13 protein-coding genes and 1 pseudogene are annotated in these 24,082 nt (G+C 30.8%); 3 read left to right on the top strand and 11 right to left on the bottom strand.

All coding sequences use genetic code 11. From position 1 onward, the window contains the following. Nucleotides 1–130: 130 nt before the first annotated feature. The 5 genes and pseudogenes from H0I28_RS15715 to H0I28_RS15695 form a co-directional block, all read right to left on the bottom strand. Nucleotides 131–1,489, bottom strand: coding sequence for an OmpA family protein (locus H0I28_RS15715; protein WP_218759700.1), 1,359 nt, complete (start codon nucleotides 1,487–1,489; stop codon nucleotides 131–133). 317 nt (nucleotides 1,490–1,806) lie between these two features. Then, on the bottom strand, nucleotides 1,807–4,935 hold the full coding sequence (locus tag H0I28_RS15710; protein ID WP_218759698.1) for an exodeoxyribonuclease V subunit beta: 3,129 nt from the start codon (nucleotides 4,933–4,935) through the stop codon (nucleotides 1,807–1,809). A 71-nt stretch (nucleotides 4,936–5,006) separates the two neighbouring features. Next, nucleotides 5,007–7,199, bottom strand: a pseudogene (gene feoB, locus H0I28_RS15705) (ferrous iron transport protein B). 4 nt (nucleotides 7,200–7,203) lie between these two features. After that, nucleotides 7,204–8,214 (bottom strand): DtxR family transcriptional regulator, encoded by a 1,011-nt coding sequence (locus H0I28_RS15700; protein ID WP_218759696.1) that lies wholly within the window; start codon nucleotides 8,212–8,214, stop codon nucleotides 7,204–7,206. Continuing rightward, nucleotides 8,211–8,867 carry a metal-dependent transcriptional regulator gene (locus H0I28_RS15695; RefSeq protein ID WP_218759695.1) on the bottom strand — a complete coding sequence of 219 codons (657 nt, stop codon included), beginning with the start codon at nucleotides 8,865–8,867 and terminating at the stop codon, nucleotides 8,211–8,213. Before H0I28_RS15695 ends, H0I28_RS15700 begins: the two co-directional genes overlap by 4 nt. Before the next feature lie 100 nt (nucleotides 8,868–8,967). On the opposite strand from H0I28_RS15695, the gene H0I28_RS15690 reads away from it, so the two are divergent. Both H0I28_RS15690 and H0I28_RS15685 read left to right on the top strand, forming a co-directional pair. After that, nucleotides 8,968–11,211: a TonB-dependent receptor gene (locus H0I28_RS15690; protein WP_218759694.1), complete on the top strand. Its 2,244-nt coding sequence runs from the start codon at nucleotides 8,968–8,970 to the stop codon at nucleotides 11,209–11,211. Next, a complete protein-coding gene (locus H0I28_RS15685; RefSeq protein WP_218759693.1) occupies nucleotides 11,211–11,675 on the top strand; it encodes a thioredoxin family protein in 465 nt (154 codons plus the stop codon). Before H0I28_RS15690 ends, H0I28_RS15685 begins: the two co-directional genes overlap by 1 nt. Before the next feature lie 39 nt (nucleotides 11,676–11,714). Here the strand turns inward: H0I28_RS15685 and H0I28_RS15680 are convergent, their stop codons facing one another. Next, the gene (locus H0I28_RS15680; RefSeq protein ID WP_218759692.1) at nucleotides 11,715–12,275 is read right to left on the bottom strand and encodes a hypothetical protein; all 561 of its coding nucleotides are present in this window, start codon (nucleotides 12,273–12,275) and stop codon (nucleotides 11,715–11,717) included. Between the two features lie 363 nt (nucleotides 12,276–12,638). On the opposite strand from H0I28_RS15680, the gene mfd reads away from it, so the two are divergent. Continuing rightward, on the top strand, nucleotides 12,639–15,974 hold the full coding sequence (mfd, locus tag H0I28_RS15675; protein ID WP_218759691.1) for a transcription-repair coupling factor: 3,336 nt from the start codon (nucleotides 12,639–12,641) through the stop codon (nucleotides 15,972–15,974). A gap of 345 nt (nucleotides 15,975–16,319) precedes the next feature. Here the strand turns inward: mfd and H0I28_RS15670 are convergent, their stop codons facing one another. From H0I28_RS15670 to H0I28_RS15650, 5 genes are all read right to left on the bottom strand, one after another. Then, nucleotides 16,320–18,089 carry a DNA mismatch repair protein MutS gene (locus H0I28_RS15670; protein WP_218759690.1) on the bottom strand — a complete coding sequence of 590 codons (1,770 nt, stop codon included), beginning with the start codon at nucleotides 18,087–18,089 and terminating at the stop codon, nucleotides 16,320–16,322. Between the two features lie 4 nt (nucleotides 18,090–18,093). Then, nucleotides 18,094–18,330 (bottom strand): hypothetical protein, encoded by a 237-nt coding sequence (locus H0I28_RS15665; protein ID WP_218759689.1) that lies wholly within the window; start codon nucleotides 18,328–18,330, stop codon nucleotides 18,094–18,096. A 231-nt stretch (nucleotides 18,331–18,561) separates the two neighbouring features. Continuing rightward, nucleotides 18,562–19,650, bottom strand: coding sequence for a HesA/MoeB/ThiF family protein (locus H0I28_RS15660; RefSeq protein ID WP_218755074.1), 1,089 nt, complete (start codon nucleotides 19,648–19,650; stop codon nucleotides 18,562–18,564). Between the two features lie 247 nt (nucleotides 19,651–19,897). After that, complete coding sequence (locus H0I28_RS15655) at nucleotides 19,898–23,257, bottom strand: class I tRNA ligase family protein (protein WP_218759688.1); 3,360 nt, start codon at nucleotides 23,255–23,257, stop codon at nucleotides 19,898–19,900. Nucleotides 23,258–23,388: 131 nt separating this feature from the next. Then, nucleotides 23,389–23,922, bottom strand: a complete 534-nt coding sequence (locus tag H0I28_RS15650) for a DUF2911 domain-containing protein (RefSeq protein ID WP_218755072.1) — start codon at nucleotides 23,920–23,922, stop codon at nucleotides 23,389–23,391. Between the last annotated feature and the right edge of the window lie 160 nt (nucleotides 23,923–24,082).

The following is a 24,082-nucleotide window of genomic DNA, read 5'->3' as shown; positions in this document are numbered from 1 at the left end:
CAAAGGTAATTTTTTTGTCCTTAATTAAAAAAGATTTTCCTCTTTTTTAATTGAAAAAGAAACAAATAACAGAAACAAAAAAAACTCTGCTCAAAATGAGCAGAGTTTTATATTAAAATGTAGTTAAAAATTATTTATCAGATAACTTAATAACTACTCTTCTGTTTTTACTTCTTCCTAAACTAGTGTTGTTAGATGCAATAGGATCTTTCTCTCCTTGACCAACTGTTTCTAATCTATTAGCGTCAAAACCTTTTTCAACTAAATAAGCTTTAGCAGATTCTGCTCTTCTTTCAGTTAAGTATAAGTTGTAAGCACTAGCTCCTCTACTATCTGCATAACCTTCTATTACATAGATTACATTATCTACAGAACTAATTAAATCATAAACTTTATCTAATTTTCCAGCAGATGCTCTATTAATTTTAGCGCTATCTGTACTAAATAAGATTTCTTTTGAATATCCTGATAAAGCTGCAATTTGCTCTGCTGTCATAGCGTCTTCTGGACAACCATTATTAGAAGCAACACCTGCAAACTCAGGACATTTATCATCTTTATCTAAAACTCCGTCTCCGTCAGTATCTGGCCAAGGACATCCTGCATTATCAGCTGGTCCTGCAACAGATGGACATTTATCATCTTTATCAGCTACACTATCTCCGTCTGTATCTGGGCAACCTTTATTAGCTTTAGTTCCTTTAGCACTAGGACACATATCATCTTTATCAGCTACACCGTCTCCGTCAGAATCAGGACAACCATTCATAGCTGCTAAACCTGCAACTGAAGGACAAGCATCATCAGAATCTTTTACTCCATCGCCATCAGCATCAGGACAACCATTAAATTCTACTAAACCTGCTTCTTCTGGACAAGCATCATCTTTATCATATACTCCGTCTCCGTCAGTATCTGTTCCTCCAAATTTAATCACTAAACCTAAAGAAGTTTGGTAATGCGCTCTTACATTATCAGAAAAACCTTTTTTAGTTCCTGTTTGAAAGTTTAATCCTAAGTTATCATTAAACCAAGTGTTAAAACCAACACCTCCATTTAACATTGCTTCACCACTAGAATCTACAGAAGTATAACCTCCACCTAAATATACATAAGGATCAAACCAACCTGTTTGTCCAACTAAGTTATTTAAGTCATACTTTACAACTGCATCTACAGCCCAATAAAGAAAATCTGAATCATCTTTAATTGTAACTGTTTCAATTTTATTTAAAGACCCCGCTAATTGTAAAGAGAAACCTTTGTCTAAATACTTTTCTCCAGATATTCTAGAAATAGAAGGTAAAATATTCCAATCTCCGTTACCTAATAAATCTTTTATTTGGTCACTAAAGTCATCACCATTGTAAAAGTCTACTACGTTTACACCAAAACCTACAGCCCACGGGTTGTTTTCATCTTGTGCGTTTACGTTACCAACTGTTACCAACGTAAACAAAGCTATCACAGCTATTCTTAATCGTTTCATTATCAAATTTTTAAATTAAAAGTTCGTTATTATTATACGCAAAAGTAAATCCTTAAATCGTATATACAAAGACAAATCTACAAAATATTATTAAAACAATACGTTTTATTAATTCTAATTCCCCTTGAATTCACTCTATAATTTTTATAAAGACTTTAATCAAGTTCTTTAAAACACTCATTAGCATGAACTAAAGGATAACCAATTCTTTTTTCTAACTTTTTTTTTCAGCTCTAAAGAGAAAAGAATTAAGCAGTTAAATTACTATTTTTAATTATAAATTTATCTTAATTTTTAAGTTGATACTTTTCTACAAATTACACCTCAACAACGTCAATTTCTTCATTAATATAGATCAATAGTTTTTTTTCTACTTTAAAATTCATTGATTTTAGAGTTCTTTCATACCTTAATAACTGCTGATGATATTCTGACGAAGGGTTCCCTGTCTTATAATCAATAATAACCACTTTTTTATCTGCTATAAAAATCAACCTATCTAAAATAATAATCTGATTATCTACATCAACAATTTCCCTTTCATTAAAAACTTTAACTTTATCTGAAAAATAAAGTTCTAATTCAGGATGATTTACAATACTAAAAACACTTTTTGTAATAAAAATTTGCTGTTCTTTATTTATAACTCCTTGTTGATAATAAATAGAAATAACTTTCTCAATATCTTTTGAAGTAATAATTTTAGATAAAATTTCATGAAATAAATTCCCAAAATCAATAGCTTTTCCTTGTTCTGTATTCCATAATTTAGAAGAATTTGCTAACAAAACAATATTATGTTCTTGCCAAGGAGTTGAAATAAATTTCTCATGGATTTCTGCAACAGAACTTTCTTCTTTCTTTTCACTGACCCTTTGCACATCTCCAAAAATATATTCAGAAAGATCATCATTCCAAAGGTTTTGCTGTTTTAAATAATTGATAAAAACACCTGAATAAAAATTAGTATTCTCCTCTCCTTTAGCTGATATTTTTTTATCAGTAATAACATGTAATTGCTCTACAGCTCTTGTTAAAGTAACATACAATAGATTAAAATTATCTAATTCTAATTCTTCGCGTTGCTTGTTATAAATATTTAAACCTCTTTCACTAACAATACTTAAACTTTTACTATAATCAACTAATAGTTCGTCGAAACCTTCATATGATTCTGGCAATTGATCTAACCATGATTTTGGTTTTATCTGTCGATAGACATCTACATCACAAGGAAAAATAACCACCGGAAATTCCAATCCCTTCGATTTATGAATCGTCATAATCTGAACTGCACCAGCACTTTCTGGAGCAACAATACTTAGTCGTTCTTTTTTAAGTTCCCAAAACTCTAAAAACTCTCCAACATCAGTTCCGTTTCTTTGCTGTTCTAAAACAACATCTAGAAAAAATTGAAGATATGCATCAGAGGAATTTATCAAATTAAAACCTCTAATAATTTCTTCTATTTTCTCATAAAACGGCAATTGATGAAATGCCGAAATATTAAACGTGACACCAAGGTTTTTTAAAGACTCTAAAATAGTTTGATTATCCGATTTTGCAAATTCATTAAAAAAGACATGTTTTGGTTTTTCTATCTGTAAATGTTGATGTAAAAAATACAGCATTTCAAAACGTGTTTCCTCATCACTTGGGTTTTGTAAAACCTTTAAAACATCAACAATAAAAGTAACTTTTGCACTATTTTTAAGCAATAAGGTTTCCGACGAAACAATATCAATTCCTTTTTCTGATAAATAATTTGCCACTGCAACTCCGTCTTTTCTAGTACGAGTCAACACGCAAATTTCACTCAAAGAAAAACTCTCCTTTAATTGGTGGATTTTCTCTAAAACCTTTTGCGGATATTTTACTTTTTCGAGCTCTTTGTCTTCATTTTTTTCAAGGAAGGTTAACGAAACTAAACCTCCCTTTTTAGCATTTTCTATTTGCTTGTTACCTTCTATAAAAATATTCTTATACGATTCATTATGAATGAAATTTGCCGTATGCTGAAAAAACGAATTATTAAAATTAATAACCTCTGAATAACTTCTAAAATTGGTTTCTAAATTCTTAATTTCTTTAGAAACATGAAAAGGATTCAATCTATCTGAACCTAATTCAATAAATTGTTCCGCTTTTCCTCCACGCCATCTATAAATGGCTTGTTTTCCATCACCAACCAATAATAAATTGCTATTTTCTTGCGCCAACGTATTGTCTATTAACGGCACTAAATTTTGCCATTGCAACACAGAAGTATCTTGCATTTCATCAATAAAATAATGCTGAAAACGTTGCCCAATTCTTTCATAAATAAAAGGAGCTGGTTGGTCTTTTATATTATCCGAAATCAATTGATTAAACTCTGCATTTAATCGAATATTATTGTCTTCTTTTATATTTTCTAACTCTGAATTTATATTATTTAAAACGGCTAAAGGAATAATACTTTTCAACGCCAATTTATTCATGGAGAATTGCTGATAAACAACTTCAGCTTCCTTAAATAATCGAACAATATCAGGAACAATTTGATCTATAGAACTTGCAATAAACTCTGCGGTAGACTTTGAGTAATATTGATTATTCTCGATTGCTTTTTTTATCGTTTCACTTCGTTTGATAAAATCTATATCTACAGATTTCGTGCTTAAATCTGCAAAGAATTTAGGAATAGTACCTCGCATAAAATTTTTATGCTCTAAATCGTTGTTTTCTATTAACTCAAGACACTCTTCACCAACTTTTTTAATGGAATCTTTTAATTCTTTTTGCTGATTATATAACTTCGACTTTAAGTTTGTAAAATCTTCTAATTTTTTATCCGCAAGACTTCTAAAATGTTGCACATCATCTTCATTTAATAAGATTCTTGCAAACTCACTTAAATCTCTAGAAATATCCCAAGACTTATCATCATCTGTTTTATCTAGTGAATAATCTATTAAAAGGTTTGTCAGTTTTTCATCTGTTCCAATCTTAGAAATTAAAACATCTACAGCTTCATTTAAAAGAGAAACGGCATCCATTTCTACTTCAAAATTAAGTGACAAACCTAAATCGAACGCGAAGTTTTTAATTATTTTATGTGTAAAACTATCAATTGTAGTAATTGAAAAAGCAGAATAATTTTTTAAAATTGCATCTAAAATTTTCTTACTTCTTTCCTGAATGATTGCTTTATCAATCTTTATTTCATCAACAATAATATTCAATAAATCATTTTCCTCACCATCTGCAAAATCTTCTAAACTAGACAATACACGCTCTTTCATTTCACCAGCTGCTTTATTGGTAAACGTGATTGCTAAAATTTTCTGAAATGAAAAAATATCATCAGAAGTTAATAAAACTTTAATGTATTCTTTTACGAGCGTAAAGGTTTTTCCACTTCCTGCAGAAGCGTTATAAACCTGAAAGGATGATGTATTTTGCACAATTTATTTTACTGCAAAATACAAATTAAGCAATTAATTTCAGTTAAATATCAAAATTTATTTTAGAGTGATTAGCTTAAAATTCTCCAAATTTGAGCTACCAAAAACGTAATTATAAAACCTGCTATAACGGGTAAAATTGTTGCTACCACAGTCCATTTTTTACTTTTTGTTTCTTTATAAATAGTATAAATAGTTGTGCTACAAGGATTATGCAACAAACTAAACAACATTACATTCACCGCTGTTAAAAGCGTCCATCCACCACTTTTTAAAATATCACCTGTTGCTGTAACAGAATCTAACTCAAACATTACACCCGCTCCTGCGCCACCAACAGCTCCCGTTACCATTACTGTTAACATTAATATAGACGGAATTACAATTTCATTAGCAGGAATAGCAACTACATAAGCCAATAAAATAACACCATTTAAGCCTAATAGAAATCCAAAGCCATCTAAAAAATCAATTAAATGCAACGCAATACTTTCATCACCAATAAAAATATTAGAAATTAACCATATTACCGCTCCAGCAGGTGCCGCAAACACAATGGCTCTCCATAAAACTATTAATGTTCTATCTATTAAAGAAGTGTAAATGGTTTTCCAAAATAAAGGTGTTCTATAAGGAGGCAACTCTAAATTAAAAGTTGAAACCTCTCCTTTTAAAACTGTTTTAGACAATGCCCAAGAAAAGAAAAACATAAAAAAGATTCCTAAAACGGCAATTCCTACAACAGCAACCAAAGAAATTAAACTTGAATATGTTGACGGAACAACAGCTCCAATAAAGATCGTTGCTAATAGAATCTGCGTTGGCCAACGACCATTACACAAAGAAAAATTATTAGTAATAATTGCAATTAATCGCTCTCTCGGACTATCAATAATTCTAGTTGCTACAACTCCGGCCGCATTACAACCAAAGCCCATTGTCATAGTTAAAGCTTGCTTACCATGTGCTCCAGATTTTTTAAAAAGTGAATCCATATTAAAGGCAACTCTAGGTAAATATCCAAAATCTTCTAATAAGGTAAATAATGGAAAAAAGATGGCCATTGGCGGCAACATTACAGCAATTACCCAAGCAACTGCTAAATAAATACCATCAATTAAAAAACCAGACAACCACCAAGGAAAACTCAAGAATGCAGCACCCTCTTTTAATAAAGGATGAATTGTATCTAACAACAAACTTGCCAACATAGATGATGGGTAATTTGCCCCAATAATAGTTAACCAAAGTACTAAACCTAATAACAATAGCATAATTGGAAAACCCCAAATTTTACTAGTTACTATTTTATCTATTTTAGCATTTAAATAAAAAGCTCCTTTTTTATTATCTTTTACAACTGTTTTTTCAACAATCTTAGAAGCATCAGCATAAATTGCTTCCGTTAAATTATCGTGAAAATCATCGCCAATTTGCCAACGCAATTCGTTAGATAATTCTATAATTTTATCAATGTTTTTTGTTCCCATTCTCTTCAATTAAATAAAATCACCTGTTTTTAAGGCATCTAAAATATGCGTATCTCCTTCTAAAACCCTAAAAGCTAACCACCTGCTATTTGAAACAGTTGGATACTCTTCTTTAATAGCTGCACTCAATTTCTGCACAGCATCTTCTACATGTTTTGGAATGCTTTTTATTTTATAAGGTTTACAAACTATTTTTCCGTTTGCCAAATCACTAATTGCGGCAATTAATTCTGGAATTCCTTCTTTAGATCTTGCACTTGTTGGTACCACAGGAATTCCTAATTCTCTAGATAAACTTCTATAGTCTATGTTTATATTATTTTTTTCCGCCTCGTCCATTAAGTTTAGACAAAGAACTGCGTTCGAAGAGATTTCTAAAATTTGAAGTACCAAATTTAAATTACGCTCTAACCTGCTTGCATCAACAACTATTACCGTTAATGTTGGTTTACCAAAAAGGATAAAATTTCTAGCAACTTCTTCATCTTCAGATCGAGACATTAAAGAATAGGTACCTGGTAAATCTATTAATTTAAACTTTTGTTGCTGATATTCAAACGCTCCTTCTGCTCTAGTTACTGTTTTTCCTGGCCAATTACCTGTATGCTGCCTCAACCCTGTTAATGCATTAAAAACAGTACTTTTTCCTGTATTTGGGTTTCCTGCTAACGCAATTACAAAGTCTACATTCTCTGTATCTACACCCAGTTTTTTAACACCTTCTAAAGTATGATGTGCACAAGTGTCACAAGCTGATTTTGTTGCTGTTTTCATTTTTTTATGCTTTGGTAATTAAAATTTTAACTGCCTGATCTTTTCTTAAGGCAATAGCAGTTCCTTTAATTAAAAATGCTTTTGGATCTCCTAACGGATTTAATAAATCGATACTAACCGTTGCTCCTTTTACAAAACCTAAATCTAATAATCTACGTCTATTTTCCCCTCTACATTCTTTAGAGACACCTATAATTGTTGCTTTTTGGTTATTTTCTAAATTAGATAAACGTAACGTATCTGTTTCTACAACATCTGCTTTGTCTAAAGAAATTACGGTAATATTTTTTGCTACTAATGGCGGTAAAACAAATTGCTCTCCTTCGGATTCAAAAACAATGCGATTTTCACTTATCTCTTTCATATACACCTGAGAATGTAAATGAATATGTTTTGCTAAAATTTGCTTATAAATACTTGTAGGCTCATCTTCTATATGAATAATTTTCCCAAAATTTAGAATAGGCAAATCTGCAAGTAACATTCCTTTTTTCTCAGGAATTTGACCAGCTTTGGTTGGAATTGGATCTCCATGAGGATCGTACCTTGGGTTTCCTAAAAGTGTAGATAAATCTTCTACTTCTTCACCAGATAACTCGTGTTCTTTTTTCTCTGCCCTACTATGCCATTCAGTTTTATGAAAACCCGTTTTTTCTGATAAATATTTTTCCCATAAACGGTGTGCTCTTACAATTCTTAATGCATATTCATCGCCTTCTTCGGTCAATGAAAAAAGCTCATGCTCTTTTTTTATCAATCCAGTTTCTAGCATAGTATCAATACTTTCTAATAACAAACTATGACTAAAATCTAATTCATCAAAAATGGTACTTATAGATGTTTTAGGATCATGATACAATAACTTTAAAATATCTTCAATCGCTGTTTTTTCTGTTTCTTTACGAGCCTTGAGATATTTAAAAAAGAGTCCTTTTTTAGGATTAAATATAAAATACAAGATTAAAATAACGCCAAAAAACACTAAGAGCGCTACTATTGGGTTGTAGGTATTCATATTTTTTTTATATATAAATTGTTAGCTATTTTATTTGAAATTGATAATTTCTTATCATCAACCTTAATAGAAACGGAGTCATCAAAGTCTTCTTTTTCTAAAACTGTAATATGTTGCCCTAAAGTAATTCCTTTTTTGTCTAAGAACTTTAAAAATTCTGAAGAAGAATCATCAACACCAATACAAATTCCGCTTTCATTTTTTAATAAAGTTGATAATAAACTTTTATCTATCGTTTTTAAATTCCCGTCTTTATCTGGAATAGGGTCTCCATGAGGATCATGCGTTGGAAAACCCAAAAAAGCATCTAATTGCTCTACTAATTTTGAAGATTTGATATGCTCTAATTGCTCCGCAACATCATGTACTTCATCCCAAGAAAAATTTAACTTATCTACCAGAAAAACTTCCCAAAGCCTGTGCTTACGTACAATATTTGCAGCAGTCTTCTTTCCTAAACTAGTTAATTTAACTCCTTTATACTTCTTATACACAACAACTTCCTTTTCAGACAATTTTTTTATCATGTCTGTAACAGAAGAAGCTTTTGTTTCTAATTTTTTAGCAATAGCATTTGTACTGATTCCTTTAACAGCATCTAACTCTAAATGATAAATTGCTTTTAAATAATTTTCTTCAGAAAGTGTAAACATCTATAAATTTTATACTACAAAGATATACTTTTTTAATTTAATAAATATATTTTTAGACAGGTCTAAAAAATAAATTATATTTGTCAAAAATATTTATCAAATGAAACTAAAAAGACTTCTATTATTTACAGCACTTATCAGCTTAAACACAATTTTTTCCCAAAATAATTCTATTTCTGGAAAAATAACGAATAGCTCAAATGCATTAGCTTACGTGAATGTTTATTTAAAAAACTCTAAAATTGGAACAGCTTCTAACGAAAACGGTTATTATAAACTAAAAGATATCCCTAAAGGAAATTACACACTTGTTGCGAGTAGTGTTGGTTATCAATCTAAATTCATAAAAATAACGATTGATGAAAATCAAAAAATTACTCAAAATTTATCTCTATCAGAAGATAACTCTTTAGATGAGATAGTTATTTCTGGAACCATGAAACCTGTTAAGAAATTAGACAGTCCTGTGCCCGTAGAAGTATACTCTCCTACCTTTTTTATGAAAAACCCATCACCATCCATATTCGAATCAATGCAGAATGTAAATGGTGTTCGTCCACAAGTAAACTGCAGTGTTTGCAACACTGGTGATATTCATATAAACGGATTAGAGGGTGCTTATACATTTGTTATGATTGACGGAATGCCAATTGTAAGCGGACTTTCTACGGTTTATGGACTAACAGGAATTCCGCAAGCATTAATAGAACGTGTAGAAATTGTAAAAGGACCCGCTTCAACTTTATATGGCTCTGAGGCAGTTGGAGGTATCATTAATATTATCACTAAAAAACCATCTTCTTCACCTTTGTTTACGATAGATTCTTACGCTAGTTCTTGGGGAGAAGTGAATACTGATATTGGCTTAAAATACAAGCTAGGAAAAACGAATGCTTTATTAGGGATCAATTATTTTAATTACCAAAACCCAATTGATAACAACAATGATGGTTTTACAGATTTAACCTTACAAAACAGAATTTCTATTTTTAATAAATTTGATTTCGAAAGAAAAAACAATCGTGTTTTTACGGTAGCTGGTCGTTATGTTTACGAAGATAGATGGGGTGGAGAAATGGATTGGACACCTGAATTTAGAGGTGGAACAGAAATTTACGGAGAAAGTATTTACACAAGTAGATGGGAAACTTTTGGAACTTACCAATTACCTACAGATGAAAAATTAAATTTTCAATTTAGTGCGAATGGACATGACCAAAATTCTTACTACGGAGATACTTTTTACAAAGCTGATCAATTTATCGCTTTTGGACAATTAACATACGACACTACTTTTGGAAAAAACCATGATATATTAATGGGAGTTGCTTATCGTTACACAAATTACGACGACAATACCACTGCAACTGGCAGTGAAACAGAAAACGATCCATCAATTACTCACTTACCAGGTGTTTTTATTCAAGATGAAATTACATTAGCACCAAAAAGCAAACTGTTGTTAGGGGCAAGATATGATCATAATAATGTACACGGAAGCGTTTTTTCTCCAAGAGTAAATTACAAATGGAATTCTGATAATAATGAAGATGTTTTAAGAGTTAGTATTGGTAATGGTTTTAGAGTTGCTAATGTTTTTACAGAAGACCATGCTGCCCTTACAGGAAACAGAGACGTATTTTTTGAAGATGAATTACTTCCAGAAACTTCTTGGAATGCAAACATTAACTATGTTAAAAAAATAGTTACAAAAAATAATACCATTATTAATTTAGATGGAAGTGTTTTTTACACGCATTTCAACAATAAAATAGTTGCAGATTATGAAACTGATACTTCCAAAATAATCTATGGTAACTTAGATGATGGTTATGCAGTATCTAAAGGTATATCTCTAAATACAGATATTAATTTTAGAAATGGTCTTTCAATTATAGCTGGTGCAACTTTAATGGATGTATCTACAACAGAAGAAGGAGTTACCGAAAGACAGCTATTAACAGAGAGTTTTAGTGGTACTTGGAGTATTTCTTACAGAATAAAATCTATCGATTTATTACTTGACTACACTGGTAACATTTACGGACCTATGGATTTACCTTTATTGGGAGAAAATGACCCTAGATCTCCAACATCTCCTTGGTATAGTATACAAAACATACAAGCTACTAAAAAAATTAGCAACACTTTTGAAGTTTTTGGTGGGGTAAAAAATTTATTAAACTTCACTCCTGCTGCTAACAGTATCTTAAATAGCGACAATCCTTTTGACGTTGGAGTAGATACAGAAACAAATCCAGAATTAGCATTCGACCCAGCTTATGTATATGCCGGTAACCAAGGTATACGTATGTTTGCAGGACTTAGATATAAAATACAATAATGAAAAACACGCTTCTTTTCTTTTTTATACTTTCCACCTGTATTTTATATGGGCAGAAAAACAACACTTTACTAAATTATTCATTTGAAGAAGCTTTTAAATTACAAGAAAAAGAAAAGAAGCCAATTATAGTCTTTTTTCACACAAGCTGGTGTAAGTATTGTTTTGCTATGAAAAAGAATACTTTTATCGATAAAAAAGTTATAAATTTATTAAACAAACATTTTTACTTTGTTTCTTTTGATGCAGAAAGTAAAGACTCCATAAACATAAAAGGTAGAATTTTTAAAAATAAATCAGGAGTTCATCAGATAGTAGAAGTGCTCGCTTCTAAAAACAACACAATCAGCTATCCTTCTACTATTATTATAAGTACAAACAATACGATTGATGAGCAGATAGACTCTTTTCTATCAGCAGAAGAAATCACTAAAATATTAACAAGTTACATAGCGCTCAAATAAAAATCATAATGGCAAATTACCATAAGATAATAGAAGAAATTAATGCTTAGATTCCCAAATACGTTTTCTTCCAGAAGTAGAACGACCATTCCCTCCACTTAGTGAAAAACGATATGTAACACCGACTGATCCAAATGTGTGAGAACGTTGACTTTGGAATCTTTCTTCATTATACTTATGCATTAATACACCTTGTAAACCAAAATGATCAGAAATCCAAAGTGTACCACCGATACCAAAATTTAAAGTTGGTAATACATGTTTAGACTTTACAAGACTACCTCCAATTAATATATAGGGATTTATTGTGTTTCCTGAAGTACCAAAATCATATCTAACCTCACCATCATAAGTGGTGTATTTTTGACTATCATTAAAATCACTAGAAATACTACCAGCTAAAGTTATATTCTTAAAAAGGTAGGTAGCAACAGATAATCTAGGAAATTGAGGAATAAGCCTACCTCCCATATCTGGGCCATTTTCTACAGAATAAAGAACAGAACCGGTACCAATTGTTACAGCCCATTTATTAACTTCATTCTGACTGAAACTATTTAATGTGAATAAAAAAACAAGAATAAGAACTATATTTTTCATTTTAATTTTCTTTTTTAGGGAGAAGAAAAGCAATTTGCAATTTCTAATATTTTTTTTGGCAAAGATATTGATTTAACGAAGAAAATAAAGTGCTGTATATTTTATTTGCGTTAAAGTTTTATTTATTCGAAAATGATAAAAATAACACCTAATAAATTCTAAATTGATAATTTACAAACAAATACCTTACATTATAATCTACTATTTTAAGATGCAACAAAGATAATTAAATCCTCATTATAGAATATGAAACGTAAATTTCACTAAACTATTTTAATAAAAGATTAAATCTTATTTAAAATAGTTTTTAAACATTTTATATTTAACAAATTCAAATTAATATCTTTGCTAAAATATTTCGGGTTGAGCAAGCAGAACATTGTAAATCAATATCAAAACTCTGCGAATGTATCGCAGATAATTAACCAACTTCAACAAGATAGAAACCATTTTCAAATATCGAATTTGGTCGGATCTTCGTTGTCTTTTGTTATTTCAGAAACTTTTAAAAAAGTAGATAAACCGTATCTTTTAATCTTCAATGATAAAGAAGAAGCAGCTTATTACCTTAACGATTTAGAACAATTGTTAGGTGAAAAAAATGTTCTTTTTTATCCTGGTTCTTACAGAAGACCTTATCAGATAGAAGAAACAGACAATGCCAATGTTTTATTACGATCAGAAGTTTTAAACCGAATTAATTCTCGTAAAAAACCTGCTGTAATTGTAACCTACCCAACTGCTTTATTCGAAAAAGTGGTTACCAAAAAAGAATTAGAAAAAAATACGTTAAAAGTAGCTGTAGGCGAAAGTTTATCACTCGATTTTGTTAACGAAGTTTTATTCGAATACAAATTTAAACGTGTAGATTTTGTTACAGAACCAGGTGATTTTTCTGTACGTGGAGGAATTATAGATGTCTTTTCTTTTTCTAATGATGAACCTTATCGAGTAGAATTTTTTGGTGATGAAATAGACAGTATTCGTTCTTTTGATGTAGAGACACAACTCTCTAATGAGAAACTGAAAAAGGTTTCTATTATGCCAAATGTAGAAAACAAAACATTACAAGAAAACAGAGAAAGTTTTCTTAAATACATCTCCTCAAAAACAGTCATTTTTGCAAAAAACATTGATTTAATTACCGGAAATCTAGATAAATTTTATCAAAAGGCAGAAGATGCTTTCCAAAATTTATCCAAAGAAATAAAACACGCAAAACCAAGTGAGTTATTTTGTGATGGAAGTTATATCAAAAATCAAATACAAGATTTTTCACTCATAGAAATATCTACTAAAACACAAACGAAAGGTCTTTCAGAAATTAAATTTAATACCATTGCGCAACCTTCATTTAACAAACAATTCGATTTATTAATTGATAATTTAGAAGAATACCACAAAGCAGAATTTACTAATTACATTTTTTGTGCCAACGATCAACAAGCAAAACGTTTTCATGATATTTTTGATGATGCAGAACAAGAAGTACATTACGAAACCGTTGTTTTTCCATTATACCAAGGTTTTGTAGATGTAGATAATAGGTTGGTTTGTTACACCGATCATGAAATTTTTGAACGTTATCATAAATTCCGATTAAAAAACGGGTACGCTAAAAAACAAGCCATTACCCTTCAAGATTTAAACAAACTAGAAATTGGCGATTACGTAACACACATGGATCACGGAATTGGAAAATTTGGTGGTTTACAAAAAATAGACGTTCAAGGTAAAAAGCAAGAAGCCATTAAATTGGTCTATGGAGAAAGAGACATTTTATATGTAAGTATTCACTCGCTTCACAAGATTTCTAAATTTAATGGAAAAGATGGTAAAGCGCCTAAAATATATAAATTAGGTTCTGGTGCTTGGAAAAAAATTAAACAAAAAACAAAAGCCCGAGTTAAACATGTTGCCTTTAATTTAATTCAATTATACGCAAAAAGAAAACTTCAAAAAGGATTTGCTTTTGGTCCAGATACTCACATTCAACATGAGCTAGAAGGTAGTTTTATGTATGAAGATACGCCAGATCAATTTACATCTACACAAGCTGTAAAATTAGATATGGAAAAAGAACAACCAATGGACCGTTTGGTTTGTGGTGACGTTGGTTTCGGTAAAACAGAAGTTGCCGTAAGAGCTGCTTTTAAAGCGGTAGATAACGGCAAGCAAGTTGCAATTTTAGTACCAACAACCATACTAGCTTTTCAACATTATAAAACTTTTACCGAGCGTTTAAAAGATTTCCCTGTCCGTATAGATTACCTAAACCGTTTTAGAACAGCAAAACAAAAAACCGAAGCTATAAATGGTGTAAATGATGGTTCTGTAGATATTATAATCGGTACGCATCAACTTACAAACAAACGCTTACAATTTAAAGATTTAGGTTTATTAATTATCGACGAAGAGCAAAAATTTGGTGTTGCTGTAAAAGACAAGTTAAAAACTTTAAAGGAAAATGTAGATACTTTAACCTTAACCGCAACTCCAATTCCTAGAACGTTGCAGTTTAGTTTAATGGCTGCAAGAGATTTATCGGTTATAAAAACACCGCCACCAAACAGACATCCTATAGAAAGTAATGTCATCCGTTTTTCTGAAGAAACAGTACGAGACGCTATTGCTTACGAAATTTCTAGAGGTGGACAAGTTTTCTTTATCCATAATAGAATAGAGAATATTAAAGAAGTTGCAGGTTTAATTCAACGTTTAGTACCAAATGCAAAAGTAGGTATTGGTCACGGACAAATGGAAGGTAAAAAACTAGAGGGATTAATGCTCGGTTTTATGAATGGAGATTTTGATGTTTTGGTTTCTACAACCATTATAGAAAGTGGTTTAGATGTACCAAATGCCAACACTATTTTTATTAACAATGCCAATAATTTCGGCCTTTCAGACTTACACCAAATGCGTGGTAGAGTTGGTCGTTCTAACAAAAAAGCCTTCTGTTATTTTATAACACCTCCGTATCACATGATGACGGATGATGCCAGAAAACGTATAGAAGCCTTGGTATTATTTTCAGATTTAGGAAGCGGAATTAACATTGCCATGAAAGATTTAGAAATTCGTGGAGCTGGAGATTTATTAGGTGGAGAACAGAGTGGTTTTATCAATGATATTGGGTTTGACACCTATCAGAAAATATTGCAAGAAGCCATCGAAGAACTGAAAGAGAATGAATTTAAAGAATTGTATCCTACAGATAATTCCAAACCAAAAGAGTACGTAAAAGAGGTTACAATTGATACTGATTTCGAAATTTTATTCCCAGATGACTACATCAACTCCATTACAGAAAGATTGGCTTTGTATAATAAATTAGGAGAACTTAAAACAGAAGATGAAATTCAGGTTTTCGAAACTGAAATTATAGATCGTTTTGGAGAAATCCCTACGCAAGTAGAAGATTTATTAGATTCTGTTCGTATAAAATGGTTGGCAAAAGAACTTGGTTTAGAGAAAGTGATTCTAAAGCAAAAAAGAATGATGGGTTATTTTGTAGCAAATCAACAAAGCGATTTTTATCACACAGATGCGTTTACAAGAATGTTAAAATATGTGCAACTAAACCCTAAAAGTTGCGTAATGAAAGAGAAAGAATCTAAAAACGGAATTCGTTTATTAATCACTTTTATAAGAATTGATACTGTAAAAACGGCATTAAGCGTCTTACAGAAAGTTTAGAAGTGTTTTTAGAAGCTATTTCCTGCTTTCCACTGTATCTTTTTGCAGAAAAAGCAAAAAGGATGTCGTTTCAATCAGGGCTAAACCTGTTTGCTCGCTTTTGTTTACGGTGTTTATCTTTTCAACCTTTTGGAAGAAATCGCATAAAGTAGCTCACGTTGTGTTATCACTGTCATGAGACTTCTAAATACTTCGAAGTGACAATTGGGTGTTTTTTTTACGTTCTTTTGTCATTTCGACCGCAGAGAGAAATCACATAATATTGCCCCATTTTGCGTTCTCCTCTTTATGAGACTTCTCCTAAAGCTGAAGTAACAATTCTATACTTTTCATCGAATTAACACACTAAACAATTTCCATTTTTTTCAATAAAAAAGAAGCATTCATGTTTTTACAAATTCCGTTTTTTAAGGTATAATCGAAGTGCAATTCATCGTCTATAATTTCTGCATCAAAATAATAGTTTTTAATACCAGTAAACTCGTTTTCTAATTCACACAAACTCACATCGTGGGTTGCAATAATTCCGGTGGACTTAGATTTTGTTAACTTTTCAACAAACTTTTTAGAACCAATTGCCTTGTCTTTACTGTTGGTTCCTTTTAAAATTTCATCTAAAATGATAAAGTAATCTGTAGTTTTAATTTCATCAACAATAAACTTTAAACGCTTTAATTCAGAATAAAAATACGATTCATCTTCCGTTAAAGAATCTGTAGTTCGCATACTTGTAATCAACTTAATTGGCGCATATTTAAAACTCTCTGCACAAACGGGTAAACCACAATTTGCCATAACAATAGACAAAGAAATAGTTCTTAAAAAAGTACTTTTTCCAGCCATATTTGCTCCTGTAACAATAAAAAACTGTTCTTTATCAATAGTAAAATCGTTGTCAATTCTTTTATCAACCTTTAATAAAGGATGTCCTAAATTAGCAGCTTTTATAACTACTTTCTCTACTGTAATTTCTGGGAAAATGAATTTTGTATGATTAAAATGAAAGTTTGCTAACGAATTTTGAGCATCAAAAAAAGCAACCACAGAAAACCATTTATCTACCGTGTGTTTGTAGGTAGTAATCCATTTTTCTACTCTGCAAGCATTGAAAATTTCAATTAAAAAAAGTCCGTTACCAACCACTGAAATTAAAATATTATTACGTTGATCAAATCCATCTAAAACTTTAGAAAATTCTTTAAAAATTGTAGAAGCTTTTTTACTCTCGGAATTAATAATAGCTTGTTTTTCTACTAAAACTTTAGAAGTAAATTTTTCGTTTTCAATTTCATTTAATAATACGTGATATTGCTTAAAAGTTTCTCTCACTTTATCTGTATCAGCATATAAGTTACCTGTTTTTTTAACATAAGCTGCTGTGATGAATAGACCTATAAAAAACCAAAGAATTAAATAAGTAAACGAAACAAATCCAAAAGAAATTAAACTAATTAAAACTAAAGAAACTACCGAAAAACCAATTTGTACTCCCTTTAAAAAAGCAGGTAAAACTGCTGTATACTCCTGAATCCAATTTACAATAAAACCAGACGTATCTTTTGTGGTTATTAAACTTGCCAAAGCGGAAAAATGCTGCCTCCAAGTTACTTTTGTAGCTAATTCTTTAATAGTATTTTGCTTCTCTACAATTCCGTCTGTTTTATTTTCTGTAAACGTATTTGCAAGTAGTTTCTTCCCTTCACCTGTTACCGTTCTATTTGCATATTGAAAAAATGAACCAACACCAAACAAATCGATATCATTACTATAATAATGAGTTGGGTTAACAAATTCCTCTCCAGATTCTAAATGATGGAAATTCCTATTTAAAACTTCTAGTTCTGTATTATTGATGTTAATTTTAGCTTTAACAATAGCTCGTTTTCTTTGTAAACTAACCTGTTTTACGACTAAAAACCCAAACAATAAAATCCCTAAAAAAGCAACGATAAAAACATCGGGATAACTACCAAAAGTTAAATACACTAAAAAGCAAGTCGCTAAGAAAACTGCAAATCTAAAAACACTTAAGTTTACCGATTTACGTTTTAAAATGGTGGCTTCTTTTTCTAATGTTAACTTTTCTTGACTATAAAAATCTACAGGAGTTTTCATTCTTTTAATTTCTTTCTAAAAATTTAATTTCTAAGTTTTTGGCTAAATCTCTACCATAAATAACAGCATTATCTATCTCATCAAAAACGGCAATTCTATATCTTTTATTACTAATATCCCAAATATTAACTTCGCATTCTTTTCTATTATTTAAAAATGTAGAAACTCTATCTAATTTTCTTATTGCTTTCCATTTTCCAAAACCAATAGGGCCTACAGAATAAAATTTTCTGTATTTCATTTCTTGAAAATTAAAATGATGACTTTCCAAAACCGAAAACTTAATACCAAGTATAATTAATGATGTAATAGAAAACACATTTGACCTTAACTTATTAAGAGAAAACGAACTTTCTATAATAAAATATTTATACACTAAAAACAACGTTAATGAGTAGAAAATTGCCGCAAGAGCTCTACTGAAAATAGATCTTTTGCCAAAGTGAATAATTACGTTTTTATCCTTCAAAACTTAATAAACAGATATTCCTCCAGTTAAACTTAAAACAGTTAATGCTGGATATTTTTTCTTTAATATTCTGGTCGCTCTGTAACTATTTAACCCTCTTTGGCAAACCATTACATAGGTTTTATTAAAATCTACCTGAATAGCATCTACATCAAACTCTTGAATAGGAATTGTTTGATCCACCTTAAAAGGCAATTTTAAATTCGGTAAAACGGCTATCAATTCTAAACTTTTCGATTGCTCTTGAAGTGCCAAACGTTCTTTTAACTCTTCTGATGATATTTGCCAATCCTTATTTTGAAGCTCACAAACTGCATCAAAATACGCTTGTACTTCAAATAATTTAGCAATCTTATCTTTTAAAACGGTTGGTTTTAACTTCATTTTTAATTGTGTATTTTGAAGCGAATTGTAAATCAATAATTCATTTGCTAACGGTTTTCCAATACTTGTTATCAATTTTATAACTTCATTTACTTGTTGCGTAGCAATGAGACCAACAATAGCGTTCATAGTTCCCGCTTCTGAACAATTAGGAACATCTGTTGCCATTTCTGGAAAAGCATCTCTTAAATTGGCTGAATAACTTCCGTCATTTTGTAAAACATTAAAAGTAGCTACATATCCATCAAACTTATACAAAGAACCATAAACCAATGGCTTATTTTTAATGACGCAAGCATCATTTAACAAATATTTTGTAGGTAGAGAATCTGTGCCATCTACAATAATATCAAATTCAGAAATCAACTCAAAAACGTTTTCTTTAGTAATTGGTTTATTAGTAAAACTAACATCAGTAAAAGCGGCTCTCTTTTTTATAAATTCTGATAAAACTGCTGCTTTTGATTTGCCAACATCTTCTAAACTATAAAAAACTTGTCTATGTAAATTAGAAACATCAACAGTATCAAAATCTACGAGGTGAATTTTCCCAATTCCGCTTGCGGCCAAATACACAGCAATCGGACTTCCTAATCCGCCACAACCAACCACTAAAACAGATGCTTTTTGTAGTTGATCCTGACCTTCTTCACCAATCTCAGATAAAGTAATTTGACGTTTAAAAAGTTGCTCTTTTGTTACACTCATTCAGCTCACAAGATAGTTAAATAAAAAAAGCCATCACAAAATTGCAATGGCTTTTAATTATCTCTAAAATATGTTTGACTTACTTATATTTTCTAATATATGAATTGCATAATTTATCATTTCGAAATGAGCTTTTTTGCGATTGAGAAATCTCATAAAAAACAGTTACTATCTTTATAAGATTCCTCCTCAATTCTTGGTTCGGAATGACAAAAACAAGCTAATACAAAAGAACACGTTACGTGTACTAGATTACGATGTTTATAATTTTACCAGGAACAATAATTACTTTTTTAGGAGCTTTACCTTCTAATTGTGCAATTGTTTTTTCATTTTCCATTACTATTTTCTCTATTTCTTCTTTTGATAAATCTAGAGGAAGTTCTAATGTAAAACGCATTTTCCCGTTAAAAGAAATAGGATAATTTTTAGCACTTTCCACTAAATGACTTGCTTCAAAAACAGGAAAATCTGCAGTAGAAATAGATTCTTTATGACCTAATAAACTCCATAACTCTTCTGCAATGTGAGGTGCATAAGGAGAAACCAAAATTGCTAAAGGTTCTAATATTGCACGTTTATTACATTTTAAAGCAGTTAACTCGTTTACAGCAATCATAAAAGTAGAAACCGATGTGTTAAAAGAGAAATTCTCTATATCATCTTCTACTTTTTTAATGGTTTTATGCAATGTCTTTAACTCGTCTTTTGTTGCTGCGGTATCAGATACTTCAAATACTTCTTCATTAAAATACAGTTTCCATAATTTCTTTAAGAAAGATGAAACTCCAGAAATACCAGAAGTTTTCCAAGGCTTCGCTTGTTCTAAAGGGCCTAAAAACATTTCGAATAAACGTAAACTATCTGCTCCGTATTCTTCACAAATAGCATCAGGATTTACAACATTGTATTTAGACTTAGACATTTTTTCTACTTCACGTCCTACTTTATAAGCTCCGTCTTCTAAAACAAATTCAGCATTTTTATAATCAGCATTTAAAGCATGATTTTTAAATCCATCAACATCTAATTCATCAGAAGCATTTACTAAAGAAACATCTGCATGTAAAGCTGTTTTAGTAATCATTACTAAATCTGCAAAATTAGGATCTAAGAATTTATTATCTAATAAGTAATTTATAACAACCGTTTCAAATTCATCATCAGAAGTAAATGTATTTTTAGACACAAATACGGTTGGTATTTTCTCTAAAACATCATCCATAGATTTTTCATCAGAACAACCACAACCATTCTTAACAAAAGCAGTTGCTTTGTAAACAAAAGCAGAAGTTCCTAAAATCATTCCTTGATTAATAAGCTTTTTAGCAAACTCATCTACAGGTACAATTCCTTTATCGAACAAGAATTTCTGCCAAAAACGAGCATATAATAAATGCCCAGTTGCATGTTCAGATCCTCCAATATATAAATCTACTTCTTTCCAGTAGTCTAGGTTTTCTTTGCTTGCAAACTCGGTAGAATTTGTAGCATCCATGTATCTGTTAAAATACCAAGAACTACCCGCCCAACCTGGCATTGTATTTAATTCTAAAGGATAAACAGTTTTGTTTTTTAACTTATCGTTAGAAACCACTTTCTTGCCTCGAGAATCCCAAGCCCATTCTGTTGCGTTCCCTAAAGGTGGTTTTCCATCTTCCGTTGGTAAGTATTTTACCACTTCTGGCAATACGATTGGCAAATGTTCTGCATCAATCATTTGTGGCATTCCGTCTTTATAATAAACAGGAAAAGGTTCTCCCCAATAACGTTGTCTGCTAAAAACAGCGTCTCTTAATCTATAGTTTATTTTTCCGTAACCAAAGCCACGTTTTTCCATTTCGAAAATGGCTAATTTTAAGGCTTTCTTATATTTTAATCCTGATAAAAAATCAGAATTTGCAATCTTTGTTCCGTCTTTTCCAGTGTGTGCTTCTTCAGAAATATCTACACCTTCAAAAATATTAGGAATCGGAATTCCAAAGTGTTTTGCAAAATCATAATCACGCTGATCTCCACAAGGTACAGCCATAACAGCTCCTGTTCCGTAGTTTGCTAACACGTAATCTCCAATCCAGATTTGGACCTTTTCACCTGAAAAAGGGTGAATTGCATACGCACCTGTAAAAGCTCCTGAAATGGTTTTTACATCTGCCATTCTATCACGTTCAGAACGTTTTGCAGTAGCTGTAATATATGCCTCAACTTCTGCTTTTTGAGCATCTGTTGTAATTTTTGATACCAACTCATGTTCTGGAGCTAATGTCATAAAACTTACTCCGTAAATGGTATCTGGTCTTGTTGTAAAAACATCAATCTTATAAGACTTCTCGTCTTTTACAACTACTTCTGTTTCTACTGATTTTTCAATCTTTTTTGGAAACTGAATTGCTGTATTAATCGCAGCAACCACTTTTAATACATTTTCAACTACTTCTTCGTTTTTAAAACGAACAACATTAAAACTTTCATTATTAAAAAATGCTGTTCTTGCTTCTTCATCTTCTTTACCAGAAAATTCAACAATTAAGTTTTTAGCTAAACATACATAATCTACCAAAAAGGTACCAATTGTATATTTTTTTCTAAATTTTGATGCTCCTTTTTTATTCTTTAATTCATCCCAAAGAATTGCTTCTGCTTTCGATAAATTCTGACGTAATTCTTTTAATGCTTCTAATTCTTTGTAAGATAATTTTACTTCCGAAGAAGTATTTTTAGCACCATTATCAACATCAAAAGAAACCATTGCTCCTTGCGAACGTCCAATCCAATTGGTTTGAGAGTCTTTTAATGGTTGTGGCCAATCTATTTTTTCTAATCCATCTAACAAACGCTGTGCATATGCAGAAATTCTCATAGACCATTGTGTCATCTTTTTACGAATAACAGGATGACTTCCTCTTTCTGATACTCCGTTTACAATCTCATCATTAGCTAAAACAGTTCCTAATGCAGGACACCAGTTTACTTCTGTATCTGATAAAAATGTTAAACGGTATTGTAATAATATTTCTTCTTGTTCTTTTTTTGATAACGCTTTCCATTCATCTGCAGAAAAAGATTTAATTTCTTCATCACAAACAGCATTTACAGTTGCATTTCCATCTTTTTTAAAGATTGTTTCTAAAGTAGAAATATCTTCCGCTTTATCCGAATCTTTATTGTACCAAGAATTGAACAATTGAATAAAAATCCACTGAGTCCATTTATAATATTCCGGACTAGAAGTTCTTACTTCTCTACTCCAATCAAAAGAAAAACCAATAGTGTCTAATTGTCTTCTGTAAGTAGCTACATTATCTTCAGTAGTTTTTGCTGGATGCTGACCTGTTTGAATTGCATATTGTTCTGCTGGTAAACCAAAAGAATCATATCCTTGCGGATGCAATACATTAAAACCTTTATGACGCTTGTAACGTGCATAAATATCACTAGCAATATATCCTAGAGGATGTCCAACATGTAAACCTGCTCCGGATGGATAAGGAAACATGTCTAAAACATAATATTTAGGTTTTTCCGATTCATTACTGGCTTTAAAAGTTTGGTTCTCTGCCCAAAATTTTTGCCATTTCTTTTCTATATCTAAGTGATTATATTGCATTTGATTCTTTTATTAAAGTGCACAAATTTACGTTTATTCTTTGTAAGCAAGAAATTCATTTCTTTAAATTAAATGACATAAAAAATCCGTCTAAATTTCTTTAGACGGATTCAATTATTTCTTAAAGAAAATTATTTAATAGAAACAGAAACTATTGTATTAGCCCATCCCATTTTTAAAGTCATATCATCTGCAAACATCATAGAAAACGCTTCTATGTTTTTATCTGATGTAGAAACCGTACCTGGTACTCTAACAACATCTTGGTCTTCTTTATAAAAATAAGATCCCCAAACATTTTTTGCTGTACTTAAAATTACAACCCAATCTCCTTCGGTTTTAGGAATTGTAAATAACGTATAAGTTCCTGCTTTTACAGCCTTACCACCAAAAACAACATCTTTGTAGAAAGTAATTTCTGCAGCTTCATTTGCACCTGTTCTCCAAACTTCATCAACAGGAGCTAATTTACTTAATTCTCTTCCATTTAATTGTGGTCTTCCGTAAGTTACTTTTACAACTTTGTCTGAAATTTTATAACTACTTGGGTATGCAGCACCATCCATTGGGCTTTTATCTAAACCTTTAAAGTCTTGTGCATTTGTTCCTGTTGAACTAATTAATGTAATAGCAAAAATTGCAATTGATAAAATAGATTTTTTCATGGTTTGTTATATTTATTTATAATATTAGTATTCAAGTCCTCTTAAAAGTGAAAACCTTACAAATGTTTATGATTATTTATGCTAAAATAAGTATAATAGCAAATAAACACCAAAACGACTGATTAAATTCATTGTTATAAAAAAAAAATCGAGATTTCAG

The sequence above is a fragment of the Polaribacter sp. AHE13PA genome (assembly GCF_019278505.1).
GTDB lineage: Bacteria > Bacteroidota > Bacteroidia > Flavobacteriales > Flavobacteriaceae > Polaribacter.
This window is presented reverse-complemented; position numbering and strand designations above follow the sequence as displayed.

Excerpts from the sequence above, each read along its gene's own strand:
- H0I28_RS15650 (WP_218755072.1), bottom strand. The coding sequence starts at position 23,922 with ATGAAAAAATCTATTTTATCAATTGCAATTTTTGCTATTACATTAATT.
- H0I28_RS15665 (WP_218759689.1), bottom strand. The coding sequence starts at position 18,330 with ATGAAATACAGAAAATTTTATTCTGTAGGCCCTATTGGTTTTGGAAAA.
- H0I28_RS15670 (WP_218759690.1), bottom strand. The coding sequence starts at position 18,089 with ATGAAAACTCCTGTAGATTTTTATAGTCAAGAAAAGTTAACATTAGAA.
- H0I28_RS15690 (WP_218759694.1), top strand. The coding sequence starts at position 8,968 with ATGAAACTAAAAAGACTTCTATTATTTACAGCACTTATCAGCTTAAAC.
- H0I28_RS15695 (WP_218759695.1), bottom strand. The coding sequence starts at position 8,867 with ATGTTTACACTTTCTGAAGAAAATTATTTAAAAGCAATTTATCATTTA.
- H0I28_RS15660 (WP_218755074.1), bottom strand. The coding sequence starts at position 19,650 with ATGAGTGTAACAAAAGAGCAACTTTTTAAACGTCAAATTACTTTATCT.
- H0I28_RS15685 (WP_218759693.1), top strand. The coding sequence starts at position 11,211 with ATGAAAAACACGCTTCTTTTCTTTTTTATACTTTCCACCTGTATTTTA.
- H0I28_RS15680 (WP_218759692.1), bottom strand. The coding sequence starts at position 12,275 with ATGAAAAATATAGTTCTTATTCTTGTTTTTTTATTCACATTAAATAGT.
- H0I28_RS15655 (WP_218759688.1), bottom strand. The coding sequence starts at position 23,257 with ATGCAATATAATCACTTAGATATAGAAAAGAAATGGCAAAAATTTTGG.
- H0I28_RS15715 (WP_218759700.1), bottom strand. The coding sequence starts at position 1,489 with ATGAAACGATTAAGAATAGCTGTGATAGCTTTGTTTACGTTGGTAACA.
- H0I28_RS15700 (WP_218759696.1), bottom strand. The coding sequence starts at position 8,214 with ATGAATACCTACAACCCAATAGTAGCGCTCTTAGTGTTTTTTGGCGTT.